The 18,459-nt window shown below is 32.9% G+C and carries 10 protein-coding genes; 5 read left to right on the plus strand and 5 right to left on the minus strand.

What is annotated here, in order from left to right:
- Window positions 1-2 precede the first annotated feature (2 nt).
- The 3 genes from M1D73_RS13640 to M1D73_RS13650 all read left to right on the plus strand — a co-directional run bounded on the left by M1D73_RS13640 (window position 3) and on the right by M1D73_RS13650 (window position 2,700).
- On the plus strand, window positions 3-1,454 hold the full coding sequence (locus tag M1D73_RS13640; protein ID WP_033689271.1) for a sensor histidine kinase: 1,452 nt from the start codon (window positions 3-5) through the stop codon (window positions 1,452-1,454).
- Window positions 1,455-1,779: 325 nt separating this feature from the next.
- On the plus strand, window positions 1,780-2,316 hold the full coding sequence (locus tag M1D73_RS13645; RefSeq protein WP_001167133.1) for a DinB family protein: 537 nt from the start codon (window positions 1,780-1,782) through the stop codon (window positions 2,314-2,316).
- Between the two features lie 201 nt (window positions 2,317-2,517).
- Window positions 2,518-2,700 carry a hypothetical protein gene (locus M1D73_RS13650; protein ID WP_000273239.1) on the plus strand — a complete coding sequence of 61 codons (183 nt, stop codon included), beginning with the start codon at window positions 2,518-2,520 and terminating at the stop codon, window positions 2,698-2,700.
- Window positions 2,701-2,993: 293 nt separating this feature from the next.
- Here M1D73_RS13650 and M1D73_RS13655 read toward each other — a convergent pair whose 3' ends face one another.
- Both M1D73_RS13655 and M1D73_RS13660 read right to left on the minus strand, forming a co-directional pair.
- The gene (locus tag M1D73_RS13655) at window positions 2,994-3,671 is read right to left on the minus strand and encodes an ABC transporter ATP-binding protein (RefSeq protein WP_000447856.1); all 678 of its coding nucleotides are present in this window, start codon (window positions 3,669-3,671) and stop codon (window positions 2,994-2,996) included.
- A gap of 11 nt (window positions 3,672-3,682) precedes the next feature.
- Complete coding sequence (locus M1D73_RS13660) at window positions 3,683-5,107, minus strand: ABC transporter permease (protein WP_001010233.1); 1,425 nt, start codon at window positions 5,105-5,107, stop codon at window positions 3,683-3,685.
- 585 nt (window positions 5,108-5,692) lie between these two features.
- Here M1D73_RS13660 and M1D73_RS13665 point away from each other — a divergent pair.
- On the plus strand, window positions 5,693-6,709 hold the full coding sequence (locus M1D73_RS13665) for an alpha/beta hydrolase (protein WP_121868263.1): 1,017 nt from the start codon (window positions 5,693-5,695) through the stop codon (window positions 6,707-6,709).
- Window positions 6,710-7,324: 615 nt separating this feature from the next.
- A complete protein-coding gene (locus M1D73_RS13670) occupies window positions 7,325-8,281 on the plus strand; it encodes an alpha/beta hydrolase (protein WP_000857937.1) in 957 nt (318 codons plus the stop codon).
- Window positions 8,282-8,392: 111 nt separating this feature from the next.
- Here the strand turns inward: M1D73_RS13670 and M1D73_RS13675 are convergent, their stop codons facing one another.
- Genes M1D73_RS13675 through M1D73_RS13685 form a run of 3 tightly spaced genes read right to left on the minus strand, consistent with a single transcriptional unit; the run spans window position 8,393 to window position 17,929 of the window.
- The gene (locus tag M1D73_RS13675) at window positions 8,393-9,847 is read right to left on the minus strand and encodes a pyridoxal phosphate-dependent decarboxylase family protein (RefSeq protein WP_000162820.1); all 1,455 of its coding nucleotides are present in this window, start codon (window positions 9,845-9,847) and stop codon (window positions 8,393-8,395) included.
- Window positions 9,848-9,902: 55 nt separating this feature from the next.
- Window positions 9,903-16,919 carry a non-ribosomal peptide synthetase gene (locus M1D73_RS13680; protein WP_121868264.1) on the minus strand — a complete coding sequence of 2,339 codons (7,017 nt, stop codon included), beginning with the start codon at window positions 16,917-16,919 and terminating at the stop codon, window positions 9,903-9,905.
- A gap of 32 nt (window positions 16,920-16,951) precedes the next feature.
- Complete coding sequence (locus M1D73_RS13685) at window positions 16,952-17,929, minus strand: SagB/ThcOx family dehydrogenase (RefSeq protein ID WP_001290968.1); 978 nt, start codon at window positions 17,927-17,929, stop codon at window positions 16,952-16,954.
- Window positions 17,930-18,459: the final 530 nt, after the last annotated feature.

Below are 18,459 nucleotides of genomic sequence, written 5' to 3' on the forward strand. Positions count from 1 at the left end.
TCATGAAGATGAAGCAAATTACTTACAAACTCTTTATGACTACATCTCTCATTTTGTTATCCTTTGCAGTATTGATTTATTTAACTTTATACTTCTTTCTCCCTACGTTTTATGAGCAATATAAAACAGATCAACTTCAAACAGGGATAAACGAAATCATTGATAAATCTAAAAATCTTACGTTTCAAGATGCGATACCACTTTTTGATGAATACGCAAAAAAAAATAATGCGATGCTTTATCTTCAAAATAAAGAAGGAGTAATTATTTACTCTCCTTCATTTTCTTTTATTCAAAGTGGTACGCAAAAAACAGTAGTTACTAAAGCAACACGATTCGAGAATGCAAGTACCCTTAGCAATTCATATAACGCTACGAAACCAATTCAATTTCAAGATGGTAGTTTAACGCTTGTAGTGTTTGCTACATTTCAACCGATTGATGAAGCTTCACAGGTTTTAGTACGCTTTCTCCCCTATATTAGTATCATTGTGCTCGTTATTGGTATAGGGAGTGCTTATTTTTATTCCAGGTTTATTACAAAGCCACTTATTTATATTAATGAAGGTGCACAAAAGATGGCAAATTTAGATTTCTCCGAAAAAATTGAGGTTCGCTCTACAGATGAGTTAGGAGAATTATCTAATAGTTTGAATGACATGTCTATTAACTTGCAACAAGCTATGTTTGATTTAAAAAAAGCAAATGAACAATTAAAAAATGATATTGAAAAAGAAAGAGAAATAGAAACAAAACGCAGAGAGTTTTTTGCGATTGTAGCACATGAATTAAAGTCCCCTCTTACTGTAATGAAAGGATACTTAGAAGGAATGATATACAATATTGGCCCTTATCAAAATCGCGATCAATATTTAAAGAAGAATCATCAAATTATTGAAAGTATGGAACAATTAGTTCGTGAAATTTTAAGCGTATCGAAATTAGAACAACACACCTTCAAACTAAAAGTAGAGAAAGTTAATCTTTCAAAATTAATAGGGACAATTACAAAAGATCTCGAATTTTTTGCTTCTCAAAAAAACATCGAAATAATAAAAGAAATTGATTTTGGCCTTGCTATTTATACAGATTGTGCCCTTTTAGAAAAAGCATGTAAAAATATTGTCCATAATGCGGTTATGTATTCACCACATAATGAAAAAGTCTATATAAAGTTAAGTGAGGATTCTAAACAAAGTCAAATCGAAATGCAAATTATAAATACAGGTGTCAATATTAAAGATGAAGAGATACAACAAATTTTCAAACCATTTTATCGAATTGAAAAATCAAGGAATCGAAATACTGGAGGAAATGGTTTGGGGCTATATATTGTTAAACAAATTCTTGAAACGCTAGATATAAATTATTCAATAAAAAATATGGAACATAGTGTACAATTTTGCATGAGTATTCCATTATCTAAACACAAAAACAAACAAACTCTCCTTTAAATAGGACGAGTTTGTTTGTTTTTGTGGTAAGTATAAACTTATTAACAGGTTTTTCGTTTAATGATATATATTGCTTCTTAAATGGTAATTATCATAAGTGGTGACAAACTGTATTCAATTTACATATTTATCTTTTACTATAACAGCAAAAACGAAATTCCGCTTAGCAGCAAATTAGATTCTCTTATTTGAGATGCATTTCATCTATGAAACTGAAAAGGAAGATGAAAAATGCATATTTCCCTCCATTTTTCAGATTAATTTAAAATTCTTTTATGGTAAGCTATATGTAAAGATTAAACATAAAACATAAAGGATGATTCGTATGCAAATAAGGCCACAAGTAAGTGAATATAACTCCTATTATGCAACGTATACCAACTTGGTATCAGACGGAAATATCATACATATTCTAGAACAACAAATGAAGGAAACGAATCTCTTATTAAAGGAAATTTCTGATAGTGAGGGACTTTTCCGGTATGTTCCTACTAAATGGAGTATAAAAGAAGTAATGGGTCATATAGCAGATACAGAACGGATTATGGCGTATCGATTGCTATCTATCGCTCGAGGCGAGACAGCAGAACTTCCAGGCTATAATGATGATATGTATGTTCTTAGAGCTGCTTTTGATAAGCAATCTATGCAAGATCTTCTTGAGAATTTAATAGTTGTTCGCCAATCTACCCTGTATTTACTTAGAAGCTTAGATAAAGAAGCTTGGTCACAAAGAGGAAATGCGAATAATTCTGAAGTTACAGTTCGTGCATTAGCATACATCATTGCTGGTCATGAGCTTCATCATCTTCAAATTATAAAAGAACGTTACCTTGGTTCTGATGTATATCCAGCAACTTAATATTTGAAGAAAAAGAGTCCTATTTATGTAGGGCTCTTTTTCAGAATTTATAACGGATTAGCGCTTAGAACCATGGCAATTAAATGTCTTTATTTATAAAATTCACCACATAATATATATGTTATCCCCTCTTATTCTGTACATAATTTTATTTAGGCTGATATACTATAAACACAATAGTTCTGGAAAGGTGATGATATTATGTATGAACAACAAAATAATAGAGATAGAGATCAAAAAATGATGTTTTCTATGCAAGGAGTTCCCACAAATAAAATTAACATGAATCAATTACCTAAATGGATTAGTATTTTTGGCTATTGTGCCTTTGGTTGGATGATAGTATTTAGTTTAATTATGATTGTAGGTTTGATTCTACAATAACTATACAGATACACAGGTAAATGGGACAGCATTTAGATTATATATCTAGGTATTGTCCCGTTTTTTATGTGTAATTATCCCATGATAGGTAACCAATTATAATAAAAAGAACTTGTAGAATATCCTACAAGTTCTTTTAAAAATATTATTAAAACGGGAACGACAAACTATTTTAACATTCAGTACAGGGAGACCATTTTGATTATGGCTTGATTTTATTATAAATCAAATATAAGCTTTTGAAAGGTCTAGTTTTTGAAAAATATGTGAATTAAACAGCTACGATGTTTATATTAGATTTCATTTATGACTAACTTCTTCTTACTTAAATACACTGCACGATCTGATTTTTTAGCAACCTCCTGTGAGTGAGTCACAACAATAATGCATTTATTCTCTTTATGTGCAAGTTCTTGAAACAGTTCTATTATATCCATTGCGGTTTCCTCGTCGAGGTTTCCTGTCGGCTCATCTGCAATCAGTAAATCAACATTACAAGATAGTGCTCGAGCAATTGCTACACGCTGTTGTTGTCCACCGCTTAGTTGCAATACGTTTCGTTTCGCTTCAAGTTCTGTGAGTCCTACCCTCTTTAATAATTCTAATGCTCTTGCTGTTTTATTTTGCACTTTAACACCTGTAATTTCCATTGCTGTTAAGACATTTTGAAGAGCGGTCATATAGGTAATTAAGTTATAAGATTGGAAAATTACAGATACATTTTGATTACGGTATCGATCCAAACCAATTTTTCTAATATCTTTGCCATTATACAGTACATAACCATTTTTAGGGACATCCAGTCCACAACCTAAGCTCAGAGTTGTGGTTTTACCAGATCCAGATGGTCCTAAAATCGTGTAGAAATGTCCTTTTTGAAAAGAAAAGTTAACATTATCTAGTATCGCTACATTTTTCCCATTACTTTCATAATAATAATCCAAATTTTTAAACTGTAAAATCGTCTCCATATCGAGCCTCCTCATTCATCTTTTAAAAGAATTTGTTTTGGGTTTAAACGTAGAATAGATAATGCTGGAAGAAGCGTTGCTATTATAGCAATACCTAGTCCAATCCCCCCCATTTTCCCTACATCTTCTCCTGTTACACTTACATCAATTTTATCAATTGGATCTTCTTTTTGATTTTGTAGAGTACCACCAGGTCCAGCCATCATTACAGTACCATGTTGCGAGGTATCTGTTTCTTCGCTCGCAGTAGCTATTTCATTCGAAAGTAAATTATCCCCGATATATTGAGAAACTTTAGCTCCTGTTGTTATGGATAATCCAAATGCTAAAATAGCGACACATACTACTTCTACTACGAACTGTGCCATCAGTTTCCACTTTTTCTCTCCAATGGACAATAGAATTCCCATTTCTTTACGACGTCCTTTAATTGATAGCATAATGATTAATCCTAAAATAATCGCACCTGCAATCGATACAATATAAATAATCATTTGAGAAGTCGAAGAGATATTTTCGATAGGACCAATCATTTGCTTGTACAATGAATCATGCGCATCTAATTTATAATAATTAAAATCAATATTAGATTTTTTTGCTTCTTTTTTAAATGCATCAATATATTGTGGGTCATTCAAGAAATACACGACTTGAACACTACTTATACCTTGATCCACTTCTAATTTTTTCATAGTTGAATGTGGCATATATAGTTTATTAGCCGGATCCATTATAGGAGGAGCCTGTTGACTCATTGCTTGCTCATTGGTTTCGTAAATACCGATAATTTCAACCTCAAGGGTTTCCTTCTTATCCCCTGATTGTACTTTAACTTTGTCTCCTACTTTCAAATTGTTTAATTCCGCTAATCGTTTTTCCATTAAAGCTACATTCTGATCCTTCATTTGCTCTGTAATTGGTTTTCCATCAATGATTTTACTTTTTCCGTTTTTAAAGCTTTCTTGTAATGCAGTCTTGCGAACTCCCTCAATCATAAAAGAAGCATTCATATCTATTTCTGTACCAGAGCTTGAACCGCCTCGCACAGCCGCCATTCCCGCTTTACCTTCTTCTTTTCCTTCTGAAGCTCCTACTAGTTTAAGTCCATCAGAAATACCGAAAGTGTTAGCTATGTAATTATAGTCTTTTACATACTTGTACTTTGCTAATTGATCTGTTTCTTTTGTATCGAGCTGCGGCGGATTTGGCATTTCTCCAGTTTCCTTAGCTTTTTGACCTAATTTGTCGAAATCAAGACCTAAAGTAACATCTGCACCAAGTTTTTTTCTTGCAGCATCCGCTGCTTTTTTTGATGCATTTTGGATTGTGTAACCTGAAAGAACCAAATTTGTAACAATCAGAAAAACTGCCATCAAAATTAATGATGTTCCTATCCTTTTTTTCATACTGAGAATTGCTCGTTTCATAAAATTCATTTTTTCTTACCTCCTTGATATCTTGTATTCTATATAGGTTATCTAGAGTTTATATGGAGCTAATCGGTAGTTTAACTAGAGATATAAGGAGTTTATGTGTAGTTATTTACCTGTTTCAGAAAAGCTAGAACACAAATTCAAAAACGCAGCCGTTTTTGAATATTGGTAAGGAGTTATTCCGTTTAATAAATTTATATAAAAGAAAAGGTTAAGATTAATTTAATGTATGTAGCACAAAAAATATTTACTGTGTAATTTCTATACAATAAATATAGAGAAACCTATTTGGATATCTATAATAGGGATTTTAATATAGTTACTGTATCTCATACAAATCACGTCACTTTAAAAGGTGCATCTTTTAATACGAAAATAAGCAATTTAATATTCTTTTATATGAATAAGAATATTAAATTACTTTTTAGATTTTAGTATAATTTATTTATAGTTTTATTTTATTGCAAGCTTTATAATATGATATGCAAATTTATCACCTACTATTAGGAAAAGAGAATATTTTATAATTAATTTACACCATAAATTTTGTCCATGTTTTAAACAATATGTATTTTGGAGGAGGTTAATTTGATTTTTTCAAAACTCATTGATCGGTACGCCTTATATGATTTACACAAAAAAAGAAGTGTAGCGTTTCAGTATACTTCCCTTTCTAACACTTCATTAAATATAAAGGACATAGAATCTTTTTATAAAGTAAAACCATCACATATTCATTTTGACATTAAGCATTCAAAACAGGAAAAGGAATACATGGCTGGGCAATTCAAATATAAAAGCTCAGTTCAATCCGGTGATTCACGCAACGACTCTGTAACTGGGGAATTATTCTTACATAAAAATGAAAATGCACCTCATATTATCTTTGTTCACGGTTGGAGAATGGATTCTAACGAACGTGTAAAAAAAATATTCCACGACCATATGACCAACCTGAAGTGGAATATGTATTATTTCACTCTACCCTATCATTTTGAAAGAAAACCCGATCAATCCTTATTCAGTGGAGAGTATATGGTAAGTGCAAATATTGAACGAACAGTACAAGCAACTAGACAAGCGATAGCTGATTTACGAGCTTTGATTAAATGGATTAAAGCAAATAAAAATGGTCCCCTGATTCTAATAGGGATTAGTTTAGGCGGATTTATTACTAACTTAACCTCTCTTGTTGAAGAAGAAATTGATGTGTTAGCATCCATTTTCTATGCAAATCGACTTTCTTATTCTATTTGGAATACAATTCCGGGTAAATTTATTAGAGAAGACTTGGAACATCATGGTGTTACGTATGATGATTTAATAGATTATTGGAAAATCACTGAACCGAGTCAAGCATTGCCAAAAGTAAAAAAAGAAAATATTTTATTAATTTCAGGTAAGCATGATCTATATGTGCATTCTGAGGATACAGACTACTTGTGGGAATCTTGGGAAAGACCTCCACGATATATTTATACATGCGGGCATGCCGGGATCGTTCTTAAACGTAAAAAAATTGCAACTGATACTATTGATTTTATTCAAAATCGATTGAACTCCCCACACTTATCAATGTCATGCCTTAAATCGCGAGATTACTAAGTACAAAATCTTATACTTGTATTGTTATATTTTTTACTAGTCACCTTTGTAAATCTTAGCCCCAAGCCTTACACGATTGAAAATAAAATAAAATAAATAACTAAGGAACTAATTTACCATATGGAAAAACATTGCTCAGCATTTTCACCAGTGGTCCCTGTATATGAAATATTACATACAAAAATCTTTATGTATTACGTTATTAATTTAAAAATAAATTATTCATCCATTAATCTATACCATCCATATTTACAGTTATGGATACCCTAATTACATATGAAAAAGAGAGAAGAACATTGGTTAGTTCTTCTCTTTTTGTTTATTTTTAAGATAACCATCTATAAAATTTTGCTTTTCATAATTCTTCATGAGTCTAGAAAAGAAATTTTTCTAATGTACATAATTACAACGACATTAAACCTCTTTGCTCTTAAATCCACTACTTGTATTATTGATTGCATGAAACTCCTTCTTGAGAAAGGTTTTAATTTCCGAATATTCTGTTGACCGTTATAACATATCCAATTTACAATTTAATTGTGGTGTTCTTTCACAATTAAACTACTTAGAATACACTTCATTTATTTGAAAACAATTACAAATAGAGGTGCTAAAATGAAAACTAGAGTAAATCCAGAATTATTACAAGGGTTAGAGATGTTTCCGGATCTCGATTTACGCCCAGAAAATTTGCAATCAATCAGAGAAGGAATAGCTCAAATGAGACCACCTACCGTTGTTGATGACTCTCTTTCTTTAACAGATAAAGTCATTGTTGGGCCTGATGATAATCTGTTACCATTACGAATTTATCGTCCAAAATCAAATCATGAATCTTTACCTGTCTTATTATGGATACATGGTGGAGGTTATATCTTAGGGTCTATAGATGATAACGATGATACTTGTATGAGGTTTGCAAAAGAAGCTAGCTGTGTGGTCGTGTCTGTAGACTACCGCTTAGCACCTGAACACCCTTACCCAGCACCAATTGAGGATTGTTATTCAGCTTTAAAATGGATTGCTGATAATGCAAAGTCATTAAACATTGATTCGAATCGAATTGGGGTTGCAGGAGTAAGCGCTGGCGGTGGACTAACAGCAGCATTATCATTATTAGCACGAGATCGAAAATATCCTTCAATTTGTTTACAAATGCCACTATATCCAATGATTGATGACAGAAATGATACACCTTCAGCGAATGAAATTAAAGAGGGATTTGTTTGGAACCAAAAGGCAAATGAAGCTGGCTGGAAAATGTATTTAGGAGAAATGTATGGAACGGATCAAATCCCTGCCTATGCAGCACCTTCTCGAGCTGAGGATTATAGTGACTTACCGTATACTTACACATTTGTTGGTCAATTAGATCCATTCCGCAGCGAAACATTAACCTATGTAAGCAAACTAGCACAAGCTGGTGTTGATGTGGAGTTTCATTTATATCCAAATGCCTATCACTGGTTTGAAGGGTTAAATCCAAATGCCGATGTATCTATTTATGCTGTGAACGAAATAGTACAAGCAATAAAGACTGGTTTCAAACGAGTATCCAAGGTTGAGGCTTAATCCCATTACAAGAGAAACACTTATAAATAGTATATATGTATTTATCATTTAAATATAATAGCCGATTCTAAATAAGAATCGGCTATTAATATGTAAAATCCGCCTAATATATCAAGGTTGAGAAACAGATATAAGATGTTTAGGCGATGTGTTTATTTCCTCTGCTAATGCTTTTATGTTCATCATGATTTGAAGTATTTCTTCTTTTGTTGTTCTTGGGTTGATAGAGCAAAGTCGAATTACTACTTTTTCTTTTAATTTAGTCGTACTTAGCATAGCAAATCCTCTTTGATTAATTTCTTCCACCAATTTTTTGTTTATTTCATGAATTGTATCTGTAGATGTTAGCTCACATGGAATATAACGAAAAGTAACAATTCCTAATTGGGCAGGTGTTACTACTTCCCAATCTTTTTCTTTCCTTAAAAACTCTTCAACTTGTTCAGCTAGCATAATGCCATGATCAATTGCCTCACGAAAAGCTGTAACTCCGAATGCTTTAAAAGAAAGCCATACCTTTAATGCTCTAAATCTACGAGAAAGTTCAATTCCACGCTCCCCAAAATTCACTTTTTCTTCTATATTAGTTTCTGTATCCTTAATATACTCTGGGATCATACGGAATGTTTCACTTAAATATTGGCTATTTCGAATAAGTACACAACCAACATCATAAGGCTGAAAAAGCCATTTATGCGGGTCTAACGTTAAAGAATCGGCACGATGAATTCCACTTAATAACTCCCTTCCTTTTTCACTGAGAATTGCTGCAGCCCCATAAGCCCCATCCACGTGTAGCCATATATCTTCATCACCACATACATCAGCCAATTCATCGAGGGAGTCCACCGCTCCGCAATTCGTTGTCCCTGCATTAGCAATAACACAGAATGGTTTTTTCCCTTTTAATCGATCTTCTTTTATTTGTTTTCTTAAAGTACTAACTGAAATTTTTAAGTCTTCATCTGTCTCAATTCGGCAAATTTGATGCTGTTTAAAACCTAATACTTTAAGTGCTCGATCTACAGAAAAATGAGTTTGGTTAGAAAAATAAACAATCGCATTTTCTATGTCATTATTCAGCTTGACCTGTCTCGCTACAGTAAGTGCAGTCAAATTAGCCATGGAACCACCACTGACAAATAATCCTTCAGCTGAATCAGGGAATCCTAGCATTGATTTTAACCAGTTAATTGTCGTTAATTCAATTTGTTCGGCACCTGCACCTACTATCCAAGCTGTAGGAAATACATTAAACCCACTTGCTAAAAAATCTGCTAATACACCAACATAATTATTAGGACCTGGCACAAAAGCCATAAAATGAGGATGATCCACATGAGTAATTTGATTAAACACATTGTTATTAAGAAAATGAAGTAATTCTTTTGGATTAGATCCGTTTTCCGGAATCGTTTCAATTAGCTTGTCTCTAAAAATATTACTATCAATCGTTTCTGAAACTGGTTTACTTTTTAAATGATTCATATGATCAACAATTAAGTCAACCGCTTGATATCCTAACTGACGCATTTCTTCGGCTGATAACTGTAATTTTTTTGTCATTTGATTTACTCCTATTCTATTTAAAAAGGCGAGTTCTTGCTCGCCTTTTCATTTTTTATAATTTGTAATCACAAATTGTTTGTATTGGATTTTGAAGAATCGTGTTGATTAACCCCTGGATGTGATTTAATATTTCCTGTATTTTCTCTGTTTCATATACCATTTGATCATATCCAAACTTTATTGTAAGTCTTTCTTCAGGGAAGCACATAATTCCATACTTTACATGTGGCTCATCAACAACTTCGTAATCCGTGATAGCAAAATGTCTGTTTTCATTTGAAGAAAAGATTGCTGGATTAGTTGGATAGTTTTCAAAAACCCAAAGATGGTCAGTCAACTCAGTTTTTAATTCACTTTGCTTTTGTATATCAACAAATGAATAGTATGCATACTCATTACATTTCAATGTCTCTAGTTGTACCTTTTGCAGGAAGTCCACAAAAGATTGCGTTTCTGTCCATGCTAATCGGATAGGCAAAACATTTGTGAACAGACCGAACATATTTTCAATTCCTTCTACTTCGGGAGGTCTGACTGATACTAGGTTAGGCAATACTACTTCTCTCGTTCCGTTGAATTTGCCAAGCAATATTCCCCATACAGCTAGTAATGCCGTATTCATAGTTATATTATTTTTAGTTACAAATGTTTGTAACTGATCAGTCAAATCCTTGTCTAATGTTAAATCCATAAAAGTGAAGTTTAACCCTTCACTTTTAGATGGGACTTTCTTTTTAGGAATACTAATTTTCTGATTGTATCCTGATAAATAATCTCGCCAAAAATGACGTGCTTTCTCATGATCTTGTGCCAAAGTCCAATCTATAAATGTTTCAAAAGGTTTTACTATGGGTAACCCCGCCGTAGTTCCGGCATTTGTAGTTTCGTAGAGCTGGAATAATTCGTCTATCAAAATGCTGACGCTCCAACCATCACATAATAGATGATGGGAACTCCAAATTACTTTATGCTCGTTATTACCTAGTTGGAATATACAGAGACGTGTCATAAGTTCATCATTTTTAAATCCTCGACTTAAATTTTCATTCATCCACTGTTTTAGGAATTCTTGCTGTTCTTGTTTCGTCATCTCAATCAAGTTTTTTATTTCTGAATTTATTTGAACATCATATAGAACAGCTTGCCAAGGTTTTGCTTGTTCATCTTGCACAATTATTGTTCTTAAAGAATCATGACGATCAACTAATTGTTGGAAACACTGAATAAAGAGTTTAATATCCAGCTCCCCCTCAAGTGCCCAAATTGTTTGTTCAAAATATGCATTTGTATCAGGTTCATTCGTAGCATGCTCATAAATAACTTCCTGGAAAGGTGCTAACGGGTAAATACGTTCTATTTTTATATCCGGCATTTTTTCTTGTATTTTGTTAAGTGTATGTTGATTAAGTTGTTTATCTTTAACATTTAGTAATGTAGCTTTATTATCGTTCATTATGTTTACATCATTTGTTTGTGAACTTGAAAACTGGTCTAGCTTTTTAACAAATTGAACCATGTCCCTTAATATAGGAAATGAAAATATATTTTTTGGTTCAAGCTCGAATCCTTGTCGATACAGTCTGACGGACACTTGAATCGCTTTTATCGAATCTCCACCTAAGGCGAAGAAATGATCATTTACTCCAACTTGATCTATTTTGAGTACTTCTTGCCAAATACTAGTTAATATTTTTTCCATTTCAGTTTTTGGGGCAATAAATACTTCATTTTTTTGTTTCTCCGGAGTAGGGAGCGCTTTTCTATCTAATTTCCCGTTTGGAGTCAGGGGTAATTGGTCCAAATAAACAAAATAAGAAGGAATCATATAATCTGGCAAGTGATCTTGCAAATGCTTTCGTAGTTCTGTTGTACTAATATTTTGCTCAGTTACCACATATGCAACTAAAAATTTTATTCCGTTCTCATCTGTTTGATCAATTACGACAGCATGTTCGACTTGTTTATAAGTTAGAAGACAATGAGAGATTTCTTCTAACTCTACTCGATATCCCTGAATTTTCACTTGGTAATCTTGGCGGCCTAAAAATTCAATATATCCCTCAGAATGCATTTTTCCACAATCCCCTGTTTTATATATAAGACCAAAATCAGGATGTGACACAAACGCTTCATTTGTTTTCTTTTCATCATTTAAATATCCTTTAGCAAGGCCCACTCCCCCGATATATAAATCTCCAATTACACCAACAGGGCACATTTTCTTTTCATAGTTCAACACATAATACGTTTGGTTTGCCAAGGGCATCCCGTATGGAATACTATTCCAATGTGATTCCACCTGTTTGACCGGATAATAAATTGACCAAATCGATGCTTCTGTTGCCCCTCCTAGTGAGACTACTTCTGCAATCGGAAAATGTCGTTTTATTTTTTCTGGTAAAGAAAGCGGAATCCAATCTCCACTATGTAAAACTAAACGTAAAGAAGGATATTCAAAATGAGAACCTACTTGCTCCAATGCCAAATCCATGATTGCAGGCACTGTATTCCAAATTGTAATCCCTCTACGTTCGACAGTGCGGATTAATTCTTGCATGTCTCTCGGATCACGAATCATTACTAACATTGCACCTGTGCTTAAAGCTCCGAAAATATCGTATACAGATAGGTCAAAACACATGGAAGAGATACCAATAATACGATCATCTTCATTCACCTCATATTTTTGATTTATGTCTTGAATAGTATTTGTAACCGCTTGGTGAGTAATAATTACTCCTTTTGGTTTTCCTGTACTTCCTGAAGTGTATATAATATAGGCAATATCTTCTGGACCAGCAATAGCGGGCATATCTTCTGTTGTATAAAATGACAAATGATTTTCTTCATAAAGACTAGGTTCTAATAAAAGCTTGCATGAGCTATTTTTTAAAATATATGTTTGGCGATCTAAAGGATGATCGGGATCAATCGGAACATAAGCGGCACCTGATTTTAAAACACCTAACATATTAACAATTGTGTCAACTCGCCTTTTTGCTAAAAGACCCACTTTGTCACCTAGACCAATACCTTGCTCTTTTAAGAAGTGGGCAATTTGATTAGAACGTTTATGAAGTTCCGAGTATGTTAACCATTCTTGTTCAAATACCACTGCTACTTCATCCGGTGTACGTTTTACTTGGTCTGTAAATAATTGATACAGAGTAGTTGAAGGTATTTTTTCTGTTGTTTCATTGTATTGCTTAATTAAAGTTTGATCCGATTCTTTCATCTGCAAAGATGTTATATCGCTTTGTTTCACCAATTGTTCCAATAAGTCAACAAATTGGGAAAACATTGCTTCTATTACATCAACATCAAACAACTCTTCAACATAGTTCCAGCTAATTAATAACTCTCCATTTTTTTCAATTACTACATTATCCAAATACACTTGTGGAGTCTGAGCATGAATATAGCGAAGAGAACCAAGTTGTTCCCAAGAGAAAGCACCTGCACCTGCTAACATCGAGGTGAAAACGATTGGCATAACTGCTTTTGGCGTCATTTGATGATATCGAGTAAAATCTCGAATAAAGTTAACTCCATCGTAATGACGATGTTCAAGGCCATCTAATAAAGTAGCTTGCGTTTCTTTTACTCTAGTAAAGAAAGTTTGCTCTGGTTTTACATCAACATCCAATAAAATAAGTGATGTGAAATCTCCAACAATCTGTTCTACTTCATCATGAACAGGATAACGGTTAAATACAGTCAAGTTAATTGCTAATCGACGTTGATTACTCCAATGTGCCAACACATCACCATATATTGTACAAAGTAGAGCGGAAGGCGTTACCTCTTTCTCTTGTGCTAACTTTCGTAGCTTTGTCCATTTTTTATTATCCAGGATTTTTGTAAGTGATTGGAATTTAGGAGTAGCAATCTCTGCTGGATCCTTTTTTAACAGCAAAGAAGGTGCAAACGGAAAGTCAGGAAGCTTACTTGTCCAATAATCTTTTGCTGTTTTATATTCTTCACTTTGTTCCATTTCATCATAGATAAACATATAATCTTGAAAATCAAAAGATAAAGATTCTAATTTTTGATTTGGTTTATAATAATAATGCAACAAATCCTGTCCAACAATGTTCATGCTTGCTCCGTCCATTAATAAAGCATCGTATCGAAAACATAATAAATACGTGTCTTCTTTTAAAAGAAAAGCTTTCAATTCAAACAAAGGCCATTGCCCCAAAGGGAATACATGGTTAGTCATTCGAGAACGCTCTTCTTGTAAGCGAGCATGTTGATTCCTATCATCTAAATCTATGAGACTCACTATTTCAATCTCGTAATCAGGAACGCTTTGTAATATTTGCTGTTTTCCCTCTGGTAAAATTACAGCTCGCAACATTGGATGACGATGAATTACCTTTTGAAAACTTTTTGAAAGACGATTGATATCCAAAGCTGTTTCATATTCAAAATATGTTTGAGGGGAAATACCACTTAATTCAAACTGTGAATTCCGTCCTATCATATACGCTGTCTGAACTTCTGTTAAGGAAAATGGCTTAGACAAATCTTTAACATGAGTTGGTCTACTTTCAAGGTTTTCCTCTTTATGCTCTAGCTTTACACAAGAACTCAGTTGAGCGATTGTGGGGTGCTTAAAAAAATCTGTTGTACTTATTTTTAAGCCGTCTTTTCTTAATAAATTAATTACCTGAAGTGCTTTAATAGATTCTCCTTTTAATGCAAAAAAATTATCATGAATACCGATTCCCTCGATCTCCATAACTTTTTCCCATGCACGCACTAATTTTTGTTCAATTTCATTGCGCGGAGCAACGTATGGAATTGATACATAATCCGTTTGTGTTATATCCAACAATCTTTTTCTATCCACTTTTCCATTTGGATTCAATGGAATCTCTTCTACCTGAATCATTTTTTCAGGAATCATAAACTCAGGTAATTTATCACTTAAATATTTTCTGATTTCATCAAAAGACACCTTGTTATCCGATACATAGTAGGCAGCTAATAATTTCCTATTTCCATACACTTGATCAACAACGATAGCCTGGTTTATTTCTGGATATTCCCTTAATTGAGTTTCGATTTCTCTTAATTCAATCCGATACCCCCGAATTTTCACTTGATGATCCATTCTACCTAAATATTCAAGTTCTCCATCAGGCAACCAACGAACGAGATCACCTGTATGATACATCATTTCCCCTGCCGCAAAAGGACTCGGTACAAACTTTTCATCTGTCAGTTTATTTTTACCAAGATACCCTCGTGCTACCGCTACGCCAGCAATGCAGAGTTCACCGGGAATTCCAAATGGTTTTAATTGGCCATACTTATTCAATATATAGGAATGATAATTCGGGTTAGGTTTGCCAATCGTAACTTCTTTGGAAGTGCTCAAGTCTTTTACTGTTGCGCAAATGGTTGTTTCTGTGGGACCATAAATATTTAAAATTGTTGCTTCACTGATACAACGAATTTTTTCAACCAAATCAATGGAAAATGATTCTCCTGCTAATAAAATAGATTTTAAATCTTTTAGAAAAATCGCCCCTTCTGGATCACTCAAAATCACTTCCATTCGCGATGGCGTTGATTCCCATAAATCCACCTTATGTTTTTTGACCAAATGAGCCAATTCTTTTGTTGCAAACTGGTCCTCTGTAGCAATTACTACTTTTGAACCTTGCGTTAAAGGAAGACATATTTCTAACAAGGAAATATCAAAAGATACACTAGCAAGAAACAAGAATGATTGATTAGCTTTTACTTTTTCTCTCATTACATTTAAAAAATGAACTAGTGATTTTTGTTCTATCATTACCCCTTTTGGATTTCCTGTCGATCCTGATGTGTAAATAACATAAGCTAAATCATTAGGATTATGTTCTCGTACTAAATTACTTTCTTCACCTTGAAAAAGATATTCTTTATCAAGATACAGTACTTCACCTGCAAATTGTGGCAATACTTCCTCTGTTCGCTTACTAAGTAAATATTTTGCTTGACTATCTTGTAACATATATTCAATTCGTTCAGTTGGGTAGTTAGGGTCGATTGGTAAATACGCTGCTCCTGCTTTTAAAACCCCCATCATACCAATAATCATTTCTAATGACCGATCTACCATAACGCCAATAATACTTTCTTTTGAAACACCTTTACTTTGAAGAATAGAAGCCAATTGATTCGCTTTCTTATTCAATTCTCTATATGTCAAAGATTGATCATTACAAACAACAGCAATTTGTTCTGGAGTTTTTAATACTTGCGCTTCAAACAAATCTTGAAATGATTGAAACAAGTCTATGCCCGTTTGAAAAGTATTCAATCCTTCTAACAACTCTTTTTCTTCTTCTGCAATAATACAAATATCTTTCAATGCCAAATTCGGATTTTGTGAAACTTGCTTTAAAACATAACAATACGAATTGGCAAACTGTTGCAAAGAAGAGAATGAACGGGACTTGCAAGAAATTTGAAATTCAAATTCATTATGTATTTCATTCCATTTTCTTCGTATCCATAGGGCTAAATTATTCTCTGCGTATTCTTCTAGCGAATTTTCATTATGTAATCCTTCCATCCCGATTACAATTTGAAAAGGAGTTAAATTGTGTTTAACTAATAATTCAGAGAGCGGATACTCCTGATTTTCATACCCGAATAAAGTCGTGTGTTCAATCTCATTTACTAATTGTTTAAAGGTGTGATGCGGCTGGATTTCACTTCCTAAAGGAATCAACTTATTAAGATTCTCACTTTGTTCAAGATTCTTTTCAATTATAGGAATACCAATAGTAATTCTTTCTTGATCTGTATAATGTGCCAAACAAACCCTTAAAGCGGCTTGAAACCAGCTAAATAATAATAAATCTTGAGACTTACTTATTTTTTGTATACTTTTACTAAATTCTACATTCACTATGACTTGAACGTATTCACAAGGTGTTTCTTTATTTAGTCGGTAATCGCTATTAAATTTAAATACAGAAAAATCGAGAATCTCGGAAGATAATTGCTCCTTCCAAAACGCTTCTACTTCTTTATTTTCATGAATCGAACTTCGATCTTTAATGTGCATTTTTATCTTTATCCCCCTAATATTCATTTCTTCTACTCGTTAATTTTCAAGCCAACTTCAAGCCCATGGAGAAACACTTGATGATTATCCAAACATAAAAATTGCTGAATCTCTTCAAATTTCATATGACCGACTGAACAAACCCCTAAATTTAATGTCTCAGCAACCATGTTTAAGGTAGCAGTGATAATGCCTGACTCAATACAAGCAAATAAATATCCATCTGAACCGTATTTCGGGATGGAAGCGTTCGCATTATAAACCAAATAAACTGAGAAGGCAGATTGAGTAAATAAATCCTGATTAATTAACTCATGATCACTTTTGATTACTTGATCAATGTTGTTTACAATCACAAGACTATTTTTTGATGGGTTATAATAATAAAATCCAGCTTTCATATCCTCTATACGTTTTGGTTTTACATAAACAAAGATATCAATGGGATAGAGCCCGCCTGCACTTGCGTAATGATAGTATATTTTTTCTTCCCTAACCTGTTTTAGAGTTGATAAGAATCGGGAAAATTCCGAAAAACTAATATGTTTTTCCATATCAAATTGACGACAAGACCTACGTTCCTTGATTATAGTAGGTAGCTCATTTGTTGTTTCAAGTTGAATTTCGGTCGACCGTGCAGCAACGTGCGTGCGATTTAATTGTTTACTCATATACTTATCTAACTTTTCTTTAGAAAAGCGAATCTGGTTGCTATATGGATTTGAAAAAATCTTTTCTTGTGAAGAAAATACTTCTCTTGGGTGTAATATATTACTTACTAACACACGATTTTTTATCATGAGCTCTATGTTTTTTTGTGTCTCTTCTACATTTCCTAACGAAAAGCGCTCTACTAGTTCACTAATTTTCACACCTTTTTGAGCCATAAAATAAAAATCTGGAAACCACTCAGACAGAATACCTGTAAATCTCATTTCCCCTATCAAAACTTCATTATGCAACTTCTCCCAATGCTTAATCGGAGACCAGTAATAAATTTTCTCGCTCATATAACCCTCCATAAACGTTTAACTTATTTTTGAAATGCAATTTTCTAATTTACAAAAATTTTTTCGGATTCTGCTCCTTGTCTCATAGTGATTATAAATACATGCACTTTAACGAAACTTGAAAATAATGAAATAACTTTTTCTTCATTAAAATTTTTTATTTCATCATAAAAAATGATTTCTTTTTGGATATTTCACATCCTTTCCCATAGTAATCCTATAAGGTATAAACCATTTATAACATTGAGAATATTCATGTATTTCCAATGTGAAATTATTGTAATGGATTGGAGAGCGGTTGAATATAGTTATTAAATCAAATAATGTTGAGAAAGTTTTATTTATTATATCAATAAAATTTTATGATGTAATTTATTACAAATAGATTAAGAAAAGAGTTTTAAATTTTTCTTAATCAGTTAGTGTGAAAATATCACATACTATTACATACAATCGAGTTACTTACATTTCATATTCAAAATAGAGAAAAGACACCTTGAATGGTGTCTTTTCTCTATTTTAATTCCATA

This window comes from Bacillus sp. PK3-067 (assembly GCF_056738645.1).

What these genes read in the sequence shown, in the direction of transcription:
- M1D73_RS13685 (WP_001290968.1), bottom strand. Translation starts at nt 17,929, where the DNA reads ATGAGCGAGAAAATTTATTACTGGTCTCCGATTAAGCATTGGGAGAAG.
- M1D73_RS13680 (WP_121868264.1), bottom strand. Translation starts at nt 16,919, where the DNA reads ATGCACATTAAAGATCGAAGTTCGATTCATGAAAATAAAGAAGTAGAA.
- M1D73_RS13655 (WP_000447856.1), bottom strand. Translation starts at nt 3,671, where the DNA reads ATGGAGACGATTTTACAGTTTAAAAATTTGGATTATTATTATGAAAGT.
- M1D73_RS13650 (WP_000273239.1), top strand. Translation starts at nt 2,518, where the DNA reads ATGTATGAACAACAAAATAATAGAGATAGAGATCAAAAAATGATGTTT.
- M1D73_RS13660 (WP_001010233.1), bottom strand. Translation starts at nt 5,107, where the DNA reads ATGAATTTTATGAAACGAGCAATTCTCAGTATGAAAAAAAGGATAGGA.
- M1D73_RS13640 (WP_033689271.1), top strand. Translation starts at nt 3, where the DNA reads ATGAAGATGAAGCAAATTACTTACAAACTCTTTATGACTACATCTCTC.
- M1D73_RS13675 (WP_000162820.1), bottom strand. Translation starts at nt 9,847, where the DNA reads ATGACAAAAAAATTACAGTTATCAGCCGAAGAAATGCGTCAGTTAGGA.
- M1D73_RS13670 (WP_000857937.1), top strand. Translation starts at nt 7,325, where the DNA reads ATGAAAACTAGAGTAAATCCAGAATTATTACAAGGGTTAGAGATGTTT.
- M1D73_RS13645 (WP_001167133.1), top strand. Translation starts at nt 1,780, where the DNA reads ATGCAAATAAGGCCACAAGTAAGTGAATATAACTCCTATTATGCAACG.